At 42.0% G+C, this 18,800-nt stretch carries 14 protein-coding genes; 1 reads left to right on the top strand and 13 read right to left on the bottom strand.

The genetic code is table 11. The features are described 5' to 3' along the window. Window positions 1-25: 25 nt before the first annotated feature. Entirely contained in the window at window positions 26-547 is a 522-nt protein-coding gene (gene tpx / locus AC5FX4_RS09235) for a thiol peroxidase (RefSeq protein WP_493607797.1), read from the top strand. 68 nt (window positions 548-615) lie between these two features. Here the strand turns inward: tpx and AC5FX4_RS09230 are convergent, their stop codons facing one another. The 13 genes from AC5FX4_RS09230 to AC5FX4_RS09170 form a co-directional block, all read right to left on the bottom strand. Next, the gene (locus AC5FX4_RS09230) at window positions 616-1,368 is read right to left on the bottom strand and encodes a class I SAM-dependent methyltransferase (protein ID WP_493606130.1); all 753 of its coding nucleotides are present in this window, start codon (window positions 1,366-1,368) and stop codon (window positions 616-618) included. Between the two features lie 160 nt (window positions 1,369-1,528). After that, the gene (adk, locus tag AC5FX4_RS09225) at window positions 1,529-2,173 is read right to left on the bottom strand and encodes an adenylate kinase (RefSeq protein ID WP_476291393.1); all 645 of its coding nucleotides are present in this window, start codon (window positions 2,171-2,173) and stop codon (window positions 1,529-1,531) included. Window positions 2,174-2,328: 155 nt separating this feature from the next. Continuing rightward, entirely contained in the window at window positions 2,329-4,242 is a 1,914-nt protein-coding gene (gene htpG / locus AC5FX4_RS09220; RefSeq protein WP_493606129.1) for a molecular chaperone HtpG, read from the bottom strand. Between the two features lie 229 nt (window positions 4,243-4,471). Then, window positions 4,472-4,825, bottom strand: coding sequence for a hypothetical protein (locus tag AC5FX4_RS09215; RefSeq protein ID WP_493606128.1), 354 nt, complete (start codon window positions 4,823-4,825; stop codon window positions 4,472-4,474). A gap of 78 nt (window positions 4,826-4,903) precedes the next feature. Next, window positions 4,904-5,506: a recombination mediator RecR gene (gene recR, locus AC5FX4_RS09210; protein ID WP_493606127.1), complete on the bottom strand. Its 603-nt coding sequence runs from the start codon at window positions 5,504-5,506 to the stop codon at window positions 4,904-4,906. 227 nt (window positions 5,507-5,733) lie between these two features. After that, window positions 5,734-5,955 carry a hypothetical protein gene (locus AC5FX4_RS09205; RefSeq protein ID WP_493606126.1) on the bottom strand — a complete coding sequence of 74 codons (222 nt, stop codon included), beginning with the start codon at window positions 5,953-5,955 and terminating at the stop codon, window positions 5,734-5,736. Window positions 5,956-6,102: 147 nt separating this feature from the next. Further along, a complete protein-coding gene (locus tag AC5FX4_RS09200; RefSeq protein ID WP_493606125.1) occupies window positions 6,103-7,866 on the bottom strand; it encodes an endonuclease/exonuclease/phosphatase family protein in 1,764 nt (587 codons plus the stop codon). 424 nt (window positions 7,867-8,290) lie between these two features. Further along, window positions 8,291-9,181, bottom strand: a complete 891-nt coding sequence (locus AC5FX4_RS09195; RefSeq protein WP_493606124.1) for a hypothetical protein — start codon at window positions 9,179-9,181, stop codon at window positions 8,291-8,293. A 408-nt stretch (window positions 9,182-9,589) separates the two neighbouring features. Then, window positions 9,590-9,937, bottom strand: coding sequence for a DUF3024 domain-containing protein (locus AC5FX4_RS09190; RefSeq protein ID WP_493606123.1), 348 nt, complete (start codon window positions 9,935-9,937; stop codon window positions 9,590-9,592). A gap of 58 nt (window positions 9,938-9,995) precedes the next feature. Beyond that, a complete protein-coding gene (locus AC5FX4_RS09185; RefSeq protein ID WP_493606122.1) occupies window positions 9,996-13,274 on the bottom strand; it encodes a type I restriction endonuclease subunit R in 3,279 nt (1,092 codons plus the stop codon). A gap of 4 nt (window positions 13,275-13,278) precedes the next feature. Then, entirely contained in the window at window positions 13,279-14,331 is a 1,053-nt protein-coding gene (locus AC5FX4_RS09180; protein WP_493606121.1) for a PDDEXK nuclease domain-containing protein, read from the bottom strand. 53 nt (window positions 14,332-14,384) lie between these two features. Continuing rightward, on the bottom strand, window positions 14,385-15,737 hold the full coding sequence (locus AC5FX4_RS09175) for a restriction endonuclease subunit S (RefSeq protein WP_493606120.1): 1,353 nt from the start codon (window positions 15,735-15,737) through the stop codon (window positions 14,385-14,387). Then, complete coding sequence (locus tag AC5FX4_RS09170) at window positions 15,737-18,202, bottom strand: type I restriction-modification system subunit M (RefSeq protein WP_493606119.1); 2,466 nt, start codon at window positions 18,200-18,202, stop codon at window positions 15,737-15,739. The genes AC5FX4_RS09175 and AC5FX4_RS09170 overlap by 1 nt, the downstream gene beginning before the upstream one ends. Window positions 18,203-18,800 lie beyond the last annotated feature (598 nt).

Genomic DNA, 18,800 nt, shown 5'->3' with positions numbered 1-18,800 from the left:
TACAACGAATCTATATGCACTAGATATGCAAGAGAACCAATTAGACATCGGTAAGGTGATGGCCAATGGCAAACCGGTTACCTTGCTAGGCAATGGTATTAAAGTGGGCGATCAAGCCCCCAGCTTTAAAGTTGTTGATAGCGCATTCGTTCCAGTTTCACTCACTGAATTTGCTGGTAAAGCGGTATTGATCAGCGTAGTCCCTAGCTTAGATACTGGCATTTGCAGCTTACAGACCAAATATTTCAACGAAAAGGTAGCGACTGAATTTAGTGATGTGGTTATGCTCACGATTAGTGCAGATCTGCCATTTGCACAAAAACGTTTTTGCCAAACTGAAAATATAGACAAAATCAAAACCCTTTCGGATTCGGTATGGCACAATTTTGGTGAAAATTATGGCTTGTACATCAAAGATATGGGTCTACTGAGTAGAGCTGTGTTGATACTAGATAAAGATCATAAGGTGATATACAAACAACTCGTTAAAAACTTAGCGACTGAGCCAAACTACGAGAGCGTGATTGAAAAATTAAAGTCACTTTAATAAACGAAGTGTCAGCTAATAGGCTGACACTTTTGTAATGAGAAATAGGGTGCACACTTTCAAAACGATTAAAGCTTGCGAAACTTTAATACACTGCGATCTGTGTTATATCTATTTTCAGGCAAAAATACCGATTTACTTAAATCATCGTTGGGGTTACGTAAAAACTCCCCTTGTGACTCTAACTTAAATCCGGCCGCTTCAATGTCTTTTATCACTGCGCTTGGGTCGACACGATGAATTGACTTACCTATTTTTTCGTTGTCTGCACCGCTCTGTGCATTCGCATCGATCACACCGAATACAGCACCTTTATTTAATTTACTGTAAATGCCTTTTAAGAACTTGTCTTTGTCAATTTTTGGCCAGCCATTTTCAGGGTGGGCATAATATAAATCATGCATGCCTAAAATAAAGACCGCCGCATCATATTGTTCTTTGATTTCTTGCAAGTCTTCAGGTTTTACAATCAGTGTTGAGACGTTTTTCAAACGATTGTCTTTTAACCGCTCATCTACCGCCTTTTGCACAAACTGTTGCCAAGGTTGATTGTTATACATAGTCACATGACCTTTATCAGCGACCACGTAACTCATTAGTTCGGAATAATATCCGCCACCAGCAAATACATCGAGTACTTTCATACCTGGTTTGATCTCGAAAAAGCGCATGACATCGGCTGGCTTGCGTCTTTCGTCTAGTGATTTATCTTTTTCAGAACGTGCTGCATTGTTAACAGCATCATTGTATACATCCGCATAAACGACTGTACTTGCCATTAAAGCTCCGCCAAGCAAAGCACTCAAAAACGTGGTTTTCATTATTGTTCTCCATTTGAGTGAACCAAACAGAGTTATACTAGCGCGAAAAGTAATTTGAGGGTTGTTTATTTTGTAACTAGGTATGACAAGGTGATTAGACGATGTGCTTAATAGAGGATGCTGAGTATGCGCCTTTGAGGCACACACTCAGTTCAGGTAATTAGCCTAGTAGCTCAGCTAATTTTTGGCTTACCGCGTCAACCGCTTGAGTACCATCCAGTTTATGGTACTGCGTGTTACCAGCATCCGCTTCAGCTTGATAGTATGATACCAGTGGCTTAGTTTGGTCGTGGTAAATACCTAAACGTTTACGCACGGTTTCTTCAACGTCGTCATCACGAATGATAAGATCTTCACCTGTTACATCGTCTTTACCTTCAACCTTTGGTGGGTTGTACACAACATGGTAAACACGGCCTGATCCTGGGTGTACGCGACGACCGCCCATGCGCTCAACGATAATTTCGTCAGCAACATCAAACTCAATAACGTGGTCAATGCTGATGCCATTGTCTTTCATTGCATCGGCTTGTGGAATAGTACGAGGGAAACCATCTAAAAGAAAACCTTTAACGCAGTCTTCTTTTGCAATGCGCTCTTTTACTAGGCCGATGATGATTTCATCAGAAACCAATTGGCCAGCATCCATCACTTTTTTCGCTTCTAGGCCTAACGGTGTGCCCTCTTTGATCGCTGCGCGTAACATGTCGCCAGTCGAGATCTGTGGAATACCGTATTTGTCCATTAAAAACTGTGCTTGAGTGCCTTTACCTGCACCCGGCGCGCCTAAAAGGATAATGCGCATAATTATGTTCCTCGTATCGGAGTTTATTTGAAATTGTCTAAATTTTTTCACATGCGCTCAAGATTCTCAAGCGACTTATACTAATTGCTAAGGTTTCTCGGCCATGATATACGAAAAAAGGGGCCTTAGGCCCCTTTTTAGATAAAATTCACTGATTACTTGCTTAAATCAAGCATCAATTTGTTTAAACGAGTTACAAAGCCCGCTGGATCTTTTAAGCTTCCGCGCTCCGCTAGCAAGGCTTGGTCTAATAATACTTCTGACCATTGCGCAAACTTGTCTTCATCTTGCTCAACATTTAAATGCTTCACAAGTTGGTGCTCTGGGTTTAGCTCAAATACAGGCTTTTGCTCAGGAACCGCTTGCCCTACAGATTCCATCAGTTTTTGCATTTGTGAGCTCATATCATGCTCATCAGCAACCACACACGCTGGCGAGTCAGTCAAACGGTGCGTAAAACGTACTTCTTTTACTTTGTCGCCAAGTACTGTTTTAACACGCTCGATAAGACCTTCTACTTCTTTTTCGCTCTCTTCTTGTGCTTTCTTAGTTTCCTCGTCGTCCAAGTCACCTAAGTCTAAATCACCGCGAGTGATTGATTGCAGTTGCTTCTCTGCAAATTCAGTTAAATGACTCATCATCCACTCGTCAACACGATCTGAAAGCAATAGTACTTCAATGCCTTTCTTACGGAAGATCTCTAAGTGCGGAGAATTTTTCGCGGCTTCAAAGCTGTCTGCAACCACATAGTAGATCTTGTCTTGACCTTCTTTCATACGCTCAATGTACTGCTCTAAAGAGACATTTTGCGTGCTTTCGTCAGTGTGTGTTGAGCTAAAACGCAATAGTTTTGCAATTGCTTCTTTGTTTGCAAAGTCTTCCGCTGGGCCTTCTTTCATTACTTGGCCAAACTCATTCCAAAAAGTTTGATACTCTTCTGGTTTGTTTTTACCCATGCGCTCAAGCATTTTAAGTACACGTGATGTACAGCCTTTACGGATAGCTTGTGTGATCTTGTTGTCTTGTAAAATTTCACGGGACACGTTCAGCGGTAAGTCGTTTGAATCTAAAAGACCTTTAACAAAACGCAGGTAGCTTGGCATAAACTGTTCAGCGTCATCCATAATGAATACGCGTTGTACATACAGTTTTAAGCCGCTTTGACGCTCACGATTCCACATATCGAATGGCGCTTTTTTAGGGATGTAAAGTAGGCTTGTGTATTCAGTTTTACCTTCTACTTTATTGTGCGCCCAAGTAAGTGGTTCTTCCCAGTCATGACCAACATGCTTGTAAAATTCTTTGTATTCTTCATCGCTTACTTCAGACTTATCACGCGTCCAAAGTGCCGTTGCGCGGTTAATTGCTTCCCACTCACCAGGCTTTGCTTCAATCTTTTCGCCATCTGGGCCTTCCGACTCAGGTACTGGCTCTTTGTACATTTCTACAGGGATAGAGATGTGATCAGAGTACTTAGTGACGATACCACGCAATCTGAAATCATCTAAAAACTCTTTTTCATCTTCACGAAGGTGAAGAATAATGTCGGTACCACGGCTTTCTTTTTCTACTTCAGCTAGCGTGTATTCGCCTTCGCCTTTCGAGTGCCACTCAACCGCTGTTTTCTCACCCGCTTTACGGGTAACTACAGTAACTGCGTCAGCAACGATGAAAGCTGAATAGAAACCAACACCAAATTGACCAATTAATTGCGAATCTCTTGCTTGGTCGCCAGTCAAGTTTTGGAAAAACTCAGCAGTGCCAGACTTAGCAATCGTACCTAGTGAGCTGATCACTTCGTCGCGCGTCATACCAATACCATTGTCTGAAATGGTAATTGTATTGGCATCTTTGTTTACGCTAACACGAACGCGAAGCTCTGCGTAGCCTTCATATAAATCGCCATTTGAAAGGGCTAAAAATCTGAGTTTATCCGCTGCGTCAGATGCGTTTGACACCAGTTCACGTAAAAAGATCTCCTTGTTTGAGTACAAAGAGTGGATCATCAGGTTTAATAGTTGTTTGACTTCTGTTTGAAAGCCTAATGTTTCTTTTTGAGCTGCGGTCATTGTTCTCTCCGGTATAACCAATTGATGCAGTAATAATATGCTTAGAGATATGGGGCGGAGATTTTTAACTTCAAGGGGAGAGCTACAATTTTTCTTTTTTTGAAAATAAATTTTAACTTTAAGTGACTTATTTTGAGTAAAGCGAAGACTACATCAACCGTTTGTTCTGTCTCTGCCTATTTTAAAAATGCTGCAATTTCTATTACAACATTTTCTATCATGAGAGGCGTTATCTTCGCCAATAATCATAAGTACCAGCAAAGTAATAATACTCTTCTGTTACTTGATAAGTCACTTTGATGTTGCATGCCCCATCCATGTTGTATTTTCTAGAACGTGTTTTAGCAACTGTCAAAAGCTCATCGAAAAAATCGCTGTACGCTTCTTCAAAAGAAATATAGCGTTTACCTTCTTTAGAACGAGTAGTTCCAGCTCGGATCAGCTGCGACTTTGCATATGAGTCCGTGGTGACCAACTTCATAAAACTGTGATCAGGTGGAGATGTTGTGACAAAGACAGAGCGCTCTTCTTTCGCATTTAATAAAAAAGGCGCAATAAATAAGAGAATGAAGCATTTTTTCATACTTAATCCTTGTATTTGATTGTTATTATCCAATGCCGAAGCCAACGTCTTCGGCTTAATCATCAATAATGACTTAACTTAACTCAATTTGCGTCTACCCGAAAACGCGTGCATCAGTGTCATACCATCCACTAAATCAAGCTCTCCACCCACTGGCATACCGTGCGCTATTCTAGAGGCTTCAACCTGATACTTATGACAAAGCTCCCCAATAAAATGCGCCGTTGCCTCCCCTTCAACCGTTGGATTGGTGGCTAAGATCACTTCATCAATATTGCCTTGAGATAGCTTTTGTTCCAATAAATCTAAACCAATCTCTTTTGGTCCAATACCATCAATGGGTGACAAATGCCCCATAAGTACAAAATACAATCCTTGATATTGGCCCGTTTGTTCAATCGCTAACACATCTGTTGGCGACTCAACGATACACAATAAACGGCTATCTTGGCGCTTAATACTTTGGCAAATATCGCAATGCGCATTTTCAGTAAATGTTCTACAAGACTGACAATGACCAATGACTTGCATCGCTTTGGTTAATGACTCACCTAATTGAGTGCCGCCATCTCGATCTCGTTCCAACAGGTGAAAAGCGATGCGTTGTGCCGATTTTGGGCCAATCCCCGGTAAGCAACGTAAGGCTTCGATTAATGCGGTTAAGCTGGGTGATAATTGCATAAAATACGTTCGATTTCCGCTGAATTTTAAATTACATGTACGCTGGTGCGTGATGTGCAAAATTAGCATAACTCATATGCACAGTACACTTAAGATTCCAAACAGCAGTCGAAAAGGCATTTTAAAGCGGAGGTTTTGAGGGTATTAACAACAAAAAGTGGCATGTGTGTGCCACTTCATTTGGTCTGTGATCTACACTCTCGTTGCAGATCACTTGTTATCACGGCTTAGTGAACTTGACAGCCCTTATCATAACAACCAGTACCTGTTGGATAGCCGCCTGCAATTTTTCTTGTCGCATTAACATCAATTTCTACAGGGTTTTGGCTATTTAGTTTTTTTAGATTTTGTTTTTTTAGTTTTAAAGTCATTATTTTTATCCTTTTTATGTGTTTACCCTCTTCTTGGGCCAAATCAAAATCCCAAAGATTAAAAGCAAAGTCAAGCATTTATTTTTAATTTAAAATACTACTGCATATAGCATTTCTATTATTTATAAAATATGGATAAATTAAATTACCTTAAGGTAATTTTTAACAAAAATATAACACCTAGCCGTTGAGCCAATTAGCTTGGCCCAACCTGTATTGAAACGGTTACTGCACCGAGAAGCTCGTTTGTGCCAACAGTGTATAGCCATTGTTTTCAAACACTCTGAGTAAATACTCCCCAGCTAGCAGCCCGTTAAATGTTCGGCTGCCTGATGTTTCACCATTAATATATTGCCAGTCTATGGAATAAACCGAGCCATCACTTGGGTTACCTTTATGATAAATACCTATCCAATCTTTAGCGTTACCTGGGGCGTTATTAAAATTAGCAATAATGTTTTCATTCACGCCATAAACACTTTTTGAAGGGCTAATAGTTACCAGATTGTTTGCATCAAAATCAATAAGGGCTTTGATATCAGACCAACTTAAATTGGCTACTGCATCCACTCTAGGTGATGCACCATTGTTATGAAATAGGCGTAGCTGCACGGTGTTTTTATCTAATTGACTTGCTAAAAAAGACTTGCCGATCACCAACTCATATTGCTCGCCTGCATTTGCCGTTACAGCCACACTGCCACCGTTATAATTTGAAGGGCTGGCGTTATGGGCCGCAGCGTTCACACTGTAGTTGATATTGGTGCCCATAAATTGCTTGTTATCCAGTGTAAACGTCACTTTTAGGTCATTACCCACGGCGCTTAAAGCAACATTGCTGAACTGAGCGTTGTGATCGAGTGATTGAGTGGTGCTTTTATAAAAAGGCGTTTTAACCACAAAGGTGGTTTGATACCACAAATGGTCCGACGGGAAGTCATAAATGCCGTATTCTGGCTCTTGTGTTGTGCTATTGACTAAACGCCCAACATGAGGGTCGTGCCAGCTATAATTGGCGTCTTGCCCGTCTGGGCCTGTAAAGTAGGTGCTAAAACGCGGGCCAACAAACGCGGCGCTTTGCAAGGTCACGTCTTGCGCATGTTTGTTGTAATAAATAAAGTCGATTCTATCTCTGTCATCCAGCGCACGGCTACACTCTTTGTCGTAAGACGCACCTTTGGCCCAGCTATCTTCTTGACGAAATGGCCATGACGCGCCGGGGTGTGTTACTGGGTTGGGATAAAGATCTCTGTAGCTGTCGGTTAGGCCACCAGCGCGAATAACTCGGTGCGATTTATAATCATGAACCGTGCCCTTGTGGTCAAACATATTGGCGGTAGCCGCTGTCCAATCAAGGCCGCTTGGCTCATTGGTGTCGCCCCCGGTGATCACGGGCACGCCTTGCTCAAGGTAAGGCTGTATACTTTGTAGCAAACTCGCTGCCTGCATGGGTCGCTGTGATTTGTCATTTAACGCGTCTAGTTCACCACTGTCACTCACCGCTTGACAATGCTTGCGTGCCGCCCATGTTGTACCGTTGCCACCACGTGCATCGTACGTCACATATTGCGTGTAATTCCAATGATTTGATAACACCAATACATCACGGCCGTTGACATCTAAAACAGCACCAAGATGGCTACCTGTAGCATCGGTATCCAACACTTTTTTAATCGGGAACTTAGATAAAATACCTATTGAGCTGGCTGAGTAATTCCCCTGCCAAAAGTACATACCTAAATCATTCGCCAACCTCGCGTTCACGCCATCTGATTCTTGCGTAAAAATAACATCCGCATCAAGGTGCTTAAACTCAGCCACGCCCACATCGTAATAATGCGCTTTGGCGCTCAAATCATGCCATAAATTGGCACTTACCACTTTTACTTGCGTGTTGTAGCTAAGCTGCGCTGCTTGTAGTGATTGACTGACAATTAAACCCGATAATGCTAGCGCGGCGGCTAGGCTTGTTGAGAGGATGCTATTCATCGTTATTTCTACTTCTGAGTAAATGACTAAAATTAACCAGAAGCGGATGCTACGTTCGTAATATTACCAATTAGGCAACAATCAATGACGAAATGGCGATAGTATGGTTAAGGAATTATGACTGGTTTCAAAAATCTGATAACTGATATTAAATAGCGTCGAATAAAATCGCGTTCAAAATCAGTCTCTCATTTGAGTTAAAAATGTATATCAACGCAATGCCAATGGTTCAGGAGATCCTGACCTTCGTCAGGATGACGGCAGACACATGTTTGAGCGCAGTAGCCTTGCTCATTAGCCCATAATTGAGCCTAGTTCGTCATTCTGAACTTGATTCAGAATCTAACTACCTTAGACAAGTGACGTTATATTTCAACTGATGCGATGCGCCAAACGACGCACCGCACACTTTACTCAAAAAAGATTACTGTTTAGGCCGCAAGTTTTCTATCACTTTGGCATCCACCCAATAGCTTCTACCAACCCAGTTTTTGCTGCCATCTTCTTTACGATGCCAATCACCACGAGAGAAAAACAAATATTTGCCGTCATGGCTCACCCATGGCGCACTCTCATCTAACTCAGTATTAATATGTTCACCCATATTGACTGCGGGTAACCAAGCCCCTTGTTCATTTTTAAAGCTGATATAAATATCAGAGCCACCATAGCCTACATCGCGCACCACATCCCATATTAAATAAGATTCATCAGGCGCAATGTAAGGGTGCGCTATCCACTCACCGGTGTTGATCTGCGGCCCCAGCTTCACAGGGTCTTGGTACTGACCATTTACCTTACGCGAGTAGCCAATATTGCCATGACCATTATCTTGCTTTTTATAAAATGGAAAATAGTAAGTACCGTTTGCTGACACCGACAAACCATGCCCCTGCTCTTGTATAAAAGAGCCTAGGCTTTTTGTCTCAGACCAACCAGTTGCGGTGCGCTCTTTGTATTTTTTGCCAAGGCGCATCACTTTGCCATCGGCAGAAAACTGCGGCCACCTAAGATCCGTTTCAGCTTCTTGACCCCAACAGCCATTTTCATAGCGGATCACAAAAAACGTGCGCCTTTTATACTGGCCATTTTTACGGGTGAAATAGAATTCCGTCATCTCAGGGTTAAACATACCGCTTTCAAAGCGCCCCTCTGGAGCGACTATTTTAGGAGCGAATAATTTGGGGATGAGGCTCGGAGGCTGCTCACCAAAGTAATCTTGCTCTGCCAAACATGGCTTATCTTGAGCCAGACTTTTTGCACTCATCGTGAGCATGCAAAACAATGGCAGAATGGGCATAGCTATATAACGCATCACTTATCCTTTTTATTCGTATGTGTGAATAAGTAGCCAAGTTATATAAATTGATTTTAAAACACCTGACGGCCGTATGGTGTTTTTCTGATTTTGTGCTGAAAGTATCAATAGACGAGCTAACACTGCCTATAAGTTAAAGATAACCATTTGATTTTGAAACTAATAATAAATTAATAAAATGATACAGTGATGCTCACCTCTCCTATACACCCGTCATCCTGACGAAGGTCAGGATCTGGTTATTTGGTACACTAACGCATCAACTGCAAAGACCCAGAGGCAAGTTCAGGGTGACGAATAGGGTTAGATTGGTGATTAGGTTCAGGACCTCGAATAAGTTTGAGGTGCAGTTCCCCCTTCTAGACATCCGTCATCCTGACGAAGGTCAGGATCTTTTATTAATCACTACCCCAAAAAACAGCCATATTCATCTTTCATGACTACTGCAAGCGCAAGCTCAATACTCTTCGCTGTTGGCTCTGGTTCATAGCTATGCCATTTTAGGTTTTGCCTCAACCAATAAATCTTCCAGATTTTTTGCGACTTAACATAAGTGAATTTAACATTCTCAAACTCGTGGTATTGGCTTTGATCACGCCAATCAGGGCGGCGCTCAAATATAAACACCGATTGCTTATCAATACGAAAGCCAATATCACGTTTATTGCGCAGCTCTACTAGCGGACGGCGCTTTTCAACGGCCCCACCCACTACTTTTTCGATTCGTTTTATTTCAAATTCACTGAATGCCATAGGTTTTCTCTTATTCTTTACGACTGGGCTTAGTGCCTCAGTTCACTTACTCTTTAGGTTATCGCTTAAACCCATACAACATATCAAATACCACTTTTGCAAACTGAGCGGTTTTAGATGGGTCAGATAACAACTGCATCATTTGCTCTTGATGAGCTTCATTGCTATCTAAGATGGCATCATCAATTGCTTTTGGAAAATCGCCAAGCATCGCTTGTTCACGGGTATTATTGGCAATTTGACTCATCACCGTTTCGTTTTCAGTCAACTTGTCGCGTACTGTGAAGGCATAATTGATCATGTCTTTGTCAGTGAGATTATCGGTAATAAATACCTCATTCAGGCGAGCAAGAATGTTAGACAAAAACTCTTCTTTTTTGTCTTTGGCCTTTGCACTGCCCACATCACTGCTTGGTTCAAGTTGATACTCCGCCGTGTCTTCTTTGAGCTGAATATCTTGCTGGCGAATTTTAGACAATCGGTAGTGGCTCATTACAACGTTATCAAGGTCGATATCATCTTCTTCAATCACCTTTTCACGTAATAATGGGCGCAGGTGTCGGGCGTATAAGCTTAGCTTCTCCAGCTCTTTATCGTCGTAGTCCACTATCTGCGACATAAACTCATAAAAACGGGTAAAGCTGCCTAAGTCCTTTTTAAATATTTCTAGGCGGTCTTTTTCTTGCTTACACGCTTTAAAGCTATTTTCAGCATTTGCTATCAGCACTGCATCACCCGTTTTTTTGGTGCGCTCAAACATTTCTTTTGCTTGAATGTAGGCTTCTACTGATGAGCTATAGCGCTTTTGCCAACGCTCCACTGCGGGCTTACAAATGTTACTAATAGCCGCATTCGATTTGTTTTTGGTGAAGAACGCTTCAACAAACTGTTCAACCTCATTCCATAAGAAAATGCCGCTGGTTCGCAGCTTTTCAAACAATTCAAACACCACGTCAGGATTTGTCACGTCAGTCAGTTCAGCCGTTTGATAGTAAGGTTGAAATGCCTCTAAAATATCTTGCGGCTCATTATAAAAGTCGAGCACAAAGGTGCCGCTTTGGGCTTTGCCCGGATAAGTACGGTTTAAGCGTGACAGCGTTTGAACACACTCAACACCACCGAGCTTTTTATCCACATACATAGCGCATAGTTTGGGTTGATCAAACCCTGTTTGAAATTTATTCGCCACCAGCATCAATTGATAACTATCAGTATCAAACGCCTCACGCATATCTTGCTTAAGGTCTGTGTTCATGTTTTTTTCAGTAAACTTTTGATCAAGCAAAGCAATTACATCAGGGTCATTTTGGTTAAATTCAACTTCACCTGAAAACGCAACCAAGGCGCGAATAGATTGATAACCGTTTTCAGCCACATATTTATCAAAAGCTAACTTATAGCGTACTGCTTCTTTACGTGAGCTGGTTACCACCATCGCTTTGGCTTGACCGCCCAATAAGCCCATCACGTTATCTTTAAAATGCTCAACAATCACTTTTACCTTTTGTGAAATGTTGTATTCGTGCAAACGTACCCATTGGCTCAATTTCACTTTGGCTTTTTTACTATCTACTTCTTGATCTGCCGCTTCGATTTTTTGCGCAAGTTGATACGCCACTTGGTAGTTTATGTAGTTTTTCAATACATCTAGAATAAAGCCTTCTTCAATGGCTTGGCGCATAGAATAAACATGAAATGCTGCTGGTTTATTCTGTTTAGATGCCGGCAGTTCTGGGTTAGGTAAACGGCCAAATAGCTCAAGTGTTTTCGCCTTGGGGGTTGCTGTAAAGGCATAGTAATTTAAATTGGCACTACCACGTCGAGCGGCTATCGTTGCATCAAGAATATCTTCAGAAGTTAGCTCTGTATCATCGTCAGCTTCGTCTGTCATCAGCACTTCTTTTAACTGACGCGCCGTTGAACCACTTTGCGATGAGTGTGCTTCATCAGCAATCACCGCATAGTTACGGGTTTTTAAACTGGTACTGTTTTCAATCGCACGTAATACATACGGGAAGGTTTGAATAGTGACTATGATTATCGGCTGTGAATTATCTAGTGCTGACGCCAATTTTTCAGATTTAGAGCCATCACCTTCTTTATTATTGATACGGCCAACTACACCATCGGCATGTTCAAATTGATAAATGGTATCTTGTAGCTGGTCATCAAGAACTGTTCTGTCTGTTACTACAATCACAGAGTGAAATTGCTTATTGCCGCTGTCATCATACAAAGTTGATAACTGATGCGCTGTCCAAGCAATCGAGTTTGACTTGCCCGACCCTGCACTGTGTTGAATAAGGTACTTATTACCCGCGCCTTCTTCTATTGCCGCATCAATTAGCTTGGTGACCACATGCCATTGATGATAACGCGGGAATATCAGGGTTTCTTTTTTGCTTTTTAGCCCTTCCCAATCCTCTATTTCTTCAATCTGTAAATGAATAAAACGGCCAATGATATTCAGTAGGTTAGCTGGCGTTAATACCTCATTCCATAAGTAATCTGTGGCATAGCGGTTTAGATCCCTTTCATTAGAGCGCGTTGGTATATCATTTCCCGCGCCACCTTCACTTGTACCTTTGTTAAACGGTAGGAAAAAGGTGTCATCTCCTGCCAATTTAGTTGCCATATACACTTCATATTGGCTTAGCGCAAAGTGCACTAACGCACCACGTTTAAAAGTTAATAGTGGTTCTGGCTTTTTCGTGGCAGGGTCTTTAGGTAAACGAGTACGTTTATATTGCTTAATGGCATTTTCAACTGCTTGCTTAAATTCAGACTTTAGCTCTAAGGTTGCAACGGGCAAACCATTCACAAACAGCACCAAATCAATACGCCACCTTTTTGCCTTTTTACCCGTAGTAGTTAAGTGCGCTTGCGTGGCACTTTCTTTGGAAATATGGGGGCTGTAAATTAGCTCAGGCACAATACGGCAAATATTCTGCTCGTAGCGAGCAAGGGTTTCAGGGTTTAAATCATGCTCTGGCTTAAACTGGCATAATGAAAAACGCGCATTGCGAATTTTTAAGCCATGACGCAACACACCTAAAGTGCCATAGGTGCGGGACACTTTATCGGTGGCATTAATATCAGCCTTTTTTAGCTGAGCAACAAGCGCATCAATAAAGTGGCGCTCAGAGTCAACAGGGTAAACCTTACAAAACTTTTGCCACTCTTTGCCTTGCGTTTCTTTTATAAAGGTCAGTACATCTTGTTCGTACAATGCCAATTCACGATTGTAGTGCTCAGACTGGCCTTGCACCCAACCGTTTGCCACCATTTCCCTGATAATATCGTTCTGGAATTCCTGCTCTTTCGTGCTGTCTGTCATAGTTTTAATCTTTATTGTTATTGGTTTGCGCTATATCTTTATGTACTAAGCGCTGCTTAGCGGCTTGTGTGGCATGTTGCAATCGTGCTTTTAATACCTCAAGTGGCGGCAATACCGTCAAGTACTCTGCCACATGAATACCCGATTTATCCAGTTCAAGTAGCTCAATTTGTTCTTGTTTTTTGCTACTACATAAAATGATACCCAGCGGCGGCAACTCGTCGGCTTCTTGCTCGTGTTTTGCCAACCAACGTAAGTACAACTCCATTTGGCTTTTGTGCGCGTGTTTAAATTTTTCGGTTTTTAAGTCAATGGCTACTAAACGCTTTAACTTGCGGTTGTAAAACAGTAGATCAATATAAAAATCGTCTTCATCTATTTGAATACGTTTTTGCCTTGCTACAAAGGTAAAGCCTGCGCCCATTTCCAGTAAAAACTGTTCAATGTCGCGCAAAATGGCATCTTCAAGGTCTTTTTCTAAATAGCGGTCGTTGAGATCTAAAAAGTCGAGTAAATATGGGTCTTTGAGTAACAAGGTTTCGTTTAACTGGCCTTGCTCTCGCAGGGCTGCCAATTCGGTGGTGATCGTGCTATCGGGTTGCTTTGAAATGGCGGTGCGCTCAAACAGCATCGCGCCAATACGTTCATCTAATATGCGGGTAGACCAACCTTCGGTAATGGCCATTTGGCTATAAAAGTCGCGCTTAAGTGGCTCATCAATATAAATCAAGGTTTTGATATGCGTCCAACTTAATTGTCTCCGCAGTGCAGAGACAATGTGCTCATCGGTATAACACTGTGCAAACTTCATACAATGGCGCAGTTGTTGCGCGCTCCAGCCTTTACCAAATTGCAAAGTAAGCTGCTTTGCTAAGTTAGTGACCACCTGCTTGCCATAGTCTGCTCTGCTGCCCTTGAGCACTTCTTGATTAATACGTTGCCCAATATGCCAATACAGTAAGCTTACTTCACTATTTACCGCCACAGCAGCGCGTTGTTTAGCTTGCTTAATCAGCGCTATGACGTCTTGTTCAAATACAGGGGTTGGCTTGCTCATTTTGGTGCGTCCTTTACCGTTGCTTGGCTTACATTAGCATAAAGTTAAATTCATTAAGCCACGCCCTCTTCTTGTGCCTTGGGTTTTTGCCAACTACGCACATCAATTTTGCCAGTGACTGCGGCTGATATTAGGGCTGTGCGGCGTTCCGTGAGATAATTAACTTGCTTGTTAGCGAGTTCTACCGTTTTGTCTAGTTTTGATAAGGCTTCATTTAAGTAAGCCAAAATTTCTTTTTGCTCTTCCAAAGGGGGAATAAAAGTCTTAACTGCTCTAACTCTTCCAACACTAACCTGCTTTAGAGCAGCCCCTCTAGTTTCAGCTCCTAACTGTGATTCAAATAAGCTAGAACGACATTGTTGATAAAGAAACTCATACAGAACTGTTTCACCGCAATTGATAACACATACGGAGTCAAGAAGAGCAAAGCGAATTCCATGAGGTAAAATCCTCACGGCACCGATAGTTCCTTTTCTAGAAAATGCTATTGAGCCTTCCTGGAAGTTACATCGTTTTTCTTGTTCTAGCACAGTTTCTTCTGCAACACGTCTCGGTGTATTGATCTCGACATTATCAATACCAGTGAACTCAACTGTAGATATAAAAGGAAAGCCGTCATCTGTATATTTAGGATTTCGATGGCTAGGGTTTGGATCAATAACATCCGCTACCCCAGCCAAAGGAGTAACACTCCAATGCGCTGGCACTTCACCTAACCATTCCACTCCTGAGTCTTTCATTGGTGCATCTGGGTTCAAGCCTTTAGTCACCGCATGGCTGATCACCGCTTGGCGCTTTTCTTTTAACAGCTTAATAAGCTGTTGCTGCTTTTCGATTAGGGTATCGATTTGGGTTGTTTCGTAATCTAAAAAATTAATAATCGCTTGGATGTCTTGTTCTTTTTTAGGTATCGCTACCTTGATACCACCAACGGTATCAGTATTTAAATTAAGCTGGGTTCCCATTTTACCCAAGCCCTTATATGCCTGTTCACCTGCAAAGACATAAAATAAGAACTTGTTTGGAATTTTTAGATCTGGGAAATATACAAAACCATCGTGAATGCAGGCTGTAATTTTATTAATACATGGCTTTCCCACCGTACCAGCGATACTCAAAAAAAGTTGATTTGGCTCTAACTTTACGCTCAATGAACTACCGAGTTCAGACATTTTTTGAGTAGTCTGGTAAAGATAGGTATCTGAAGCAGAAACATCCGCTATGCGAACCCATGAATAACCGCCTTCTTCATCAAAATACTTTGGGTCATCAATTGGCCTAGGGGATGCACCTCTCTTTACAGGGCTAAGATGTTTAATTTTTTTAATATCCCAGTCTAAAGGTACTTTTCCTAACCACTCTACTTCAGAGTTTTTATATTCCTGATATTCTTTATACCTACCCATTATGAATGCACCTCTTGAAGCAGCTTCATTATATCGGCACTAACGATATCTAAGTCTTCATCAATCTTTTTTAGAGGTCTAGGCGGAAGGTATTTGTAGAATAGTCCTGTGAGTGGGATTTCATACCCGACCACACCAATTTCACCGTCTTTTTCATCGCACTTAGTAGCATTAATCCAAGCATCGGTCACATGTGGTGCTACTTCTTTGTTAAAGTAAGTTTCGATTAAATCAGATGTGGTGATATTTGGGGTGCTTTGACCTTTTTCATAAGCGCCGCTTAATGGCACGTTTTCGTTATCGCGCAAATCACCATCTTGCTTGTATGCCACCACTTTACCTTGCCACTTTGTGACATTACCTTGATATGCAAACGCGCCGTAAAGTGCATCGGCATCCGTTTTTAGGGCTTTATCCACCACAGGTTCCGCCGCAGGGTTTTTAGTGGTGATAGCCTCTAAAAATTGCTTTGTTTCTTTGACGTCAAATTTTATGTCTAAGGCTTTAAGCGCCTTGCGGTAATCAATATCAAACTGGTTAAAATCATCTGAGCAGTTTGAGCTGCCGCCTAAAATATCCCCTGCCTTTTCATCAAAGTAAGTTTGCAGCTTTTGCGCTTTTTCCATCAGTGCTTTTTGGAATAGCCATGTATTGCTATCGAGCACATCTTTAATTTGCTTTTCTTTAAGCTCACTAAACTGGGCTTTAATCAGTGCGCGCACTTGGCTTTCAACCTCACCTAACTGCCCATAGGTTTCATCTGTCCATGATGAAGCAAAGTCTTGATAAATACGCTGCATCACCGCGTTAAATGGCTTAGGCGCAAAACGCAGCGATGCAATGGCGTCATCAGTGATTTGTGCCGATAGTCTTAGTGGTCGCTCAATGGTAATACGGCGATAGCCAAACTCATAAGTGTTAAAAATTTTGCTGGCAAAGGTTTTTGGTGCCTCTGTTTTAGCAGTCGTTGACTGACGACCACGGTTAGACTTTTCTTGCCCTTGTGAAGAAAGGGGGTTATCTACAGGACGTGCATCTATCACTTCAAAGTTACCAAAGGCTCGGGTGATGGTTTTAATATCATCATCGCTCATTAGGTTACGCTTAGAGCCAAGGGATTTACGCATTTTGCCGCACAAATTAGTGCCATCGATTAACTGTACTTTGCCTTTGCGTTCAGCTTCTTTTTTATTCGACTTTTTATTCGATAAGACCCAAACATACGTGGCGATACCTGTGTTGTAGAACATATCGGTTGGCAAGGCGATAATCGCTTCGAGTAAGTCGGCTTCTAGAATATGGCGGCGGATCTCGCTCTCGCCACTGCCTGCACCACCAGTAAAGAGTGGTGAGCCATTTAAGATAATACCAATACGCCCACCATTACGGCTAATACCATCAACCGCATGGCTGTCGATTGGAGAAACTGGTCGCATTTTGCTGATCAAGTGCATTAAAAACAGCAATGAGCCATCTGATACACGCGGCAAGCCTGCGCCAAAGCGGCCATCAAACCCTTTGAGAAGGTGTTCATCTTTTATATCACCTTCGATCTTTTTCCAATCTACGCCAAATGGTGGGTTAGACAGCATATAGTCAAACTTATCTGCGGGTAGTTGATCGTTCGACAAGGTATTCCCCAGCTTAATGCGGCTGACGTCTTGGCCTTTGATCAACATATCGGCTTTACAAATAGCGTATGACTCAGGGTTTAGCTCTTGCCCAAAGGCACGCATCACCGCTTTTGGGTTTAGCTCATGAACATACTCCATGCCCGATGACAAAAAGCCACCCGTACCCGCCGTTGGGTCGTAAATGGTGCGGATAATACCATCAACGCTTAAGGCATCATCGTCTTCCATAAATACCAACGAGGTCGTTAAACGCACGATATCACGTGGGGTAAAGTGCTCTCCTGCGGTTTCGTTTGAGCTTTCCGCAAAGCGTCGAATTAGCTCTTCAAATACCAACCCCATATCATGGTTTGAAATGGCCTTTGGGCTTAAGTCTGTGTTAGCAAACTTTTCAACCACTTTGTAAAGCAGGTTGGCATCGTTTAGTAAGCCAACAAACTCATCAAATTTAAAGTGTTCAAATATTTCACGGGCATCTTTTGAAAAACACTGAATGTAGTTTTCAAGGTTGGCTTTAATATCGCTTTGGCCCATTTTGCTCAGGTTCATTGGCGAGGTATTGAAAAATGATAATCCATCGGGCTGTACAGGTATTTGCGTAGCGCGCAGCAGGAATTTTTCCTGCGCTTCTTCTGGCAGGTTCATAGCACTAATACGCTGGTATTCTGCAAGTACAGCCTCTTTGCTTGGTTCAAGCACACATTCGAGGCGACGTAACAAAGTAAACGGCAGAATAACGCGCCCATATTGAGATTGTTTAAAGTCACCACGCAGAAGATCTGCAACCGACCAAATAAAAGCAGCAGTTTGAGAGAAATTGTTGTTGGTCATGTTAGTGTTCCAAAAAATAATGATGAGTGACTTTTAAAGGCGCAGCGGCACCATAAATTAAAATAAGATGTTTAGAGAAGATCATTGTTTATTATTTGCGTAAAAACGGTTATCTATATCCCTATTTATCGTGGTGAGAAGCTAGCATTTTTGAGCTGCGTTGTCAGTAGCTTGTAATGGGTACGCAGATTTTATATCAGCCTTTTTAGTCCTCACGTTGTATACGTAGAAAACCTTAAATGGTTTTTCTTCAAGAATTCATGCTCAGATCCAAAGTCCCCTCACCCCAATGAGTAGATTTAAAAAGGCTCTAAACCCACACCCGTCATCTTGACGAAAGCCAGGATCTGATGGTTCGGCGCCCTTATCATTCTATACCCCGTCTTCCTGACGAAGGTCAGGAGCTGATTGTTTGGCACACTAACGCATCAACTGCAAAGACCCTGAAGCAAGTTCAGGGTGACGAATAGGGTTAGGTTGGTGAATGAGTTAAGAGACAAAACCAAACCATTAAATGTAAATGACTTGTTGATTTTCAGTGCTTTTTTTAATATCCTTTCCTCTGCTTGTTTTTAAAGCAGTTATTGTATTCTGCTCA

The organism is Pseudoalteromonas sp. ATL1 (assembly GCF_058933015.1).
The sequence above is the reverse complement of the archived record's forward strand: the minus strand, read 5'-3'. Positions and strand labels throughout refer to the sequence as shown.

Bases quoted from the DNA above. Each gene is read 5' to 3' on its own strand.
- tpx (WP_493607797.1), top strand. From the start codon at position 26: ATGCAAGAGAACCAATTAGACATCGGTAAGGTGATGGCCAATGGCAAA.
- AC5FX4_RS09230 (WP_493606130.1), bottom strand. From the start codon at position 1,368: ATGAAAACCACGTTTTTGAGTGCTTTGCTTGGCGGAGCTTTAATGGCA.
- adk (WP_476291393.1), bottom strand. From the start codon at position 2,173: ATGCGCATTATCCTTTTAGGCGCGCCGGGTGCAGGTAAAGGCACTCAA.
- htpG (WP_493606129.1), bottom strand. From the start codon at position 4,242: ATGACCGCAGCTCAAAAAGAAACATTAGGCTTTCAAACAGAAGTCAAA.
- AC5FX4_RS09215 (WP_493606128.1), bottom strand. From the start codon at position 4,825: ATGAAAAAATGCTTCATTCTCTTATTTATTGCGCCTTTTTTATTAAAT.
- recR (WP_493606127.1), bottom strand. From the start codon at position 5,506: ATGCAATTATCACCCAGCTTAACCGCATTAATCGAAGCCTTACGTTGC.
- AC5FX4_RS09205 (WP_493606126.1), bottom strand. From the start codon at position 5,955: ATGCTTGACTTTGCTTTTAATCTTTGGGATTTTGATTTGGCCCAAGAA.
- AC5FX4_RS09200 (WP_493606125.1), bottom strand. From the start codon at position 7,866: ATGAATAGCATCCTCTCAACAAGCCTAGCCGCCGCGCTAGCATTATCG.
- AC5FX4_RS09195 (WP_493606124.1), bottom strand. From the start codon at position 9,181: ATGCGTTATATAGCTATGCCCATTCTGCCATTGTTTTGCATGCTCACG.
- AC5FX4_RS09190 (WP_493606123.1), bottom strand. From the start codon at position 9,937: ATGGCATTCAGTGAATTTGAAATAAAACGAATCGAAAAAGTAGTGGGT.
- AC5FX4_RS09185 (WP_493606122.1), bottom strand. From the start codon at position 13,274: ATGACAGACAGCACGAAAGAGCAGGAATTCCAGAACGATATTATCAGG.
- AC5FX4_RS09180 (WP_493606121.1), bottom strand. From the start codon at position 14,331: ATGAGCAAGCCAACCCCTGTATTTGAACAAGACGTCATAGCGCTGATT.
- AC5FX4_RS09175 (WP_493606120.1), bottom strand. From the start codon at position 15,737: ATGGGTAGGTATAAAGAATATCAGGAATATAAAAACTCTGAAGTAGAG.
- AC5FX4_RS09170 (WP_493606119.1), bottom strand. From the start codon at position 18,202: ATGACCAACAACAATTTCTCTCAAACTGCTGCTTTTATTTGGTCGGTT.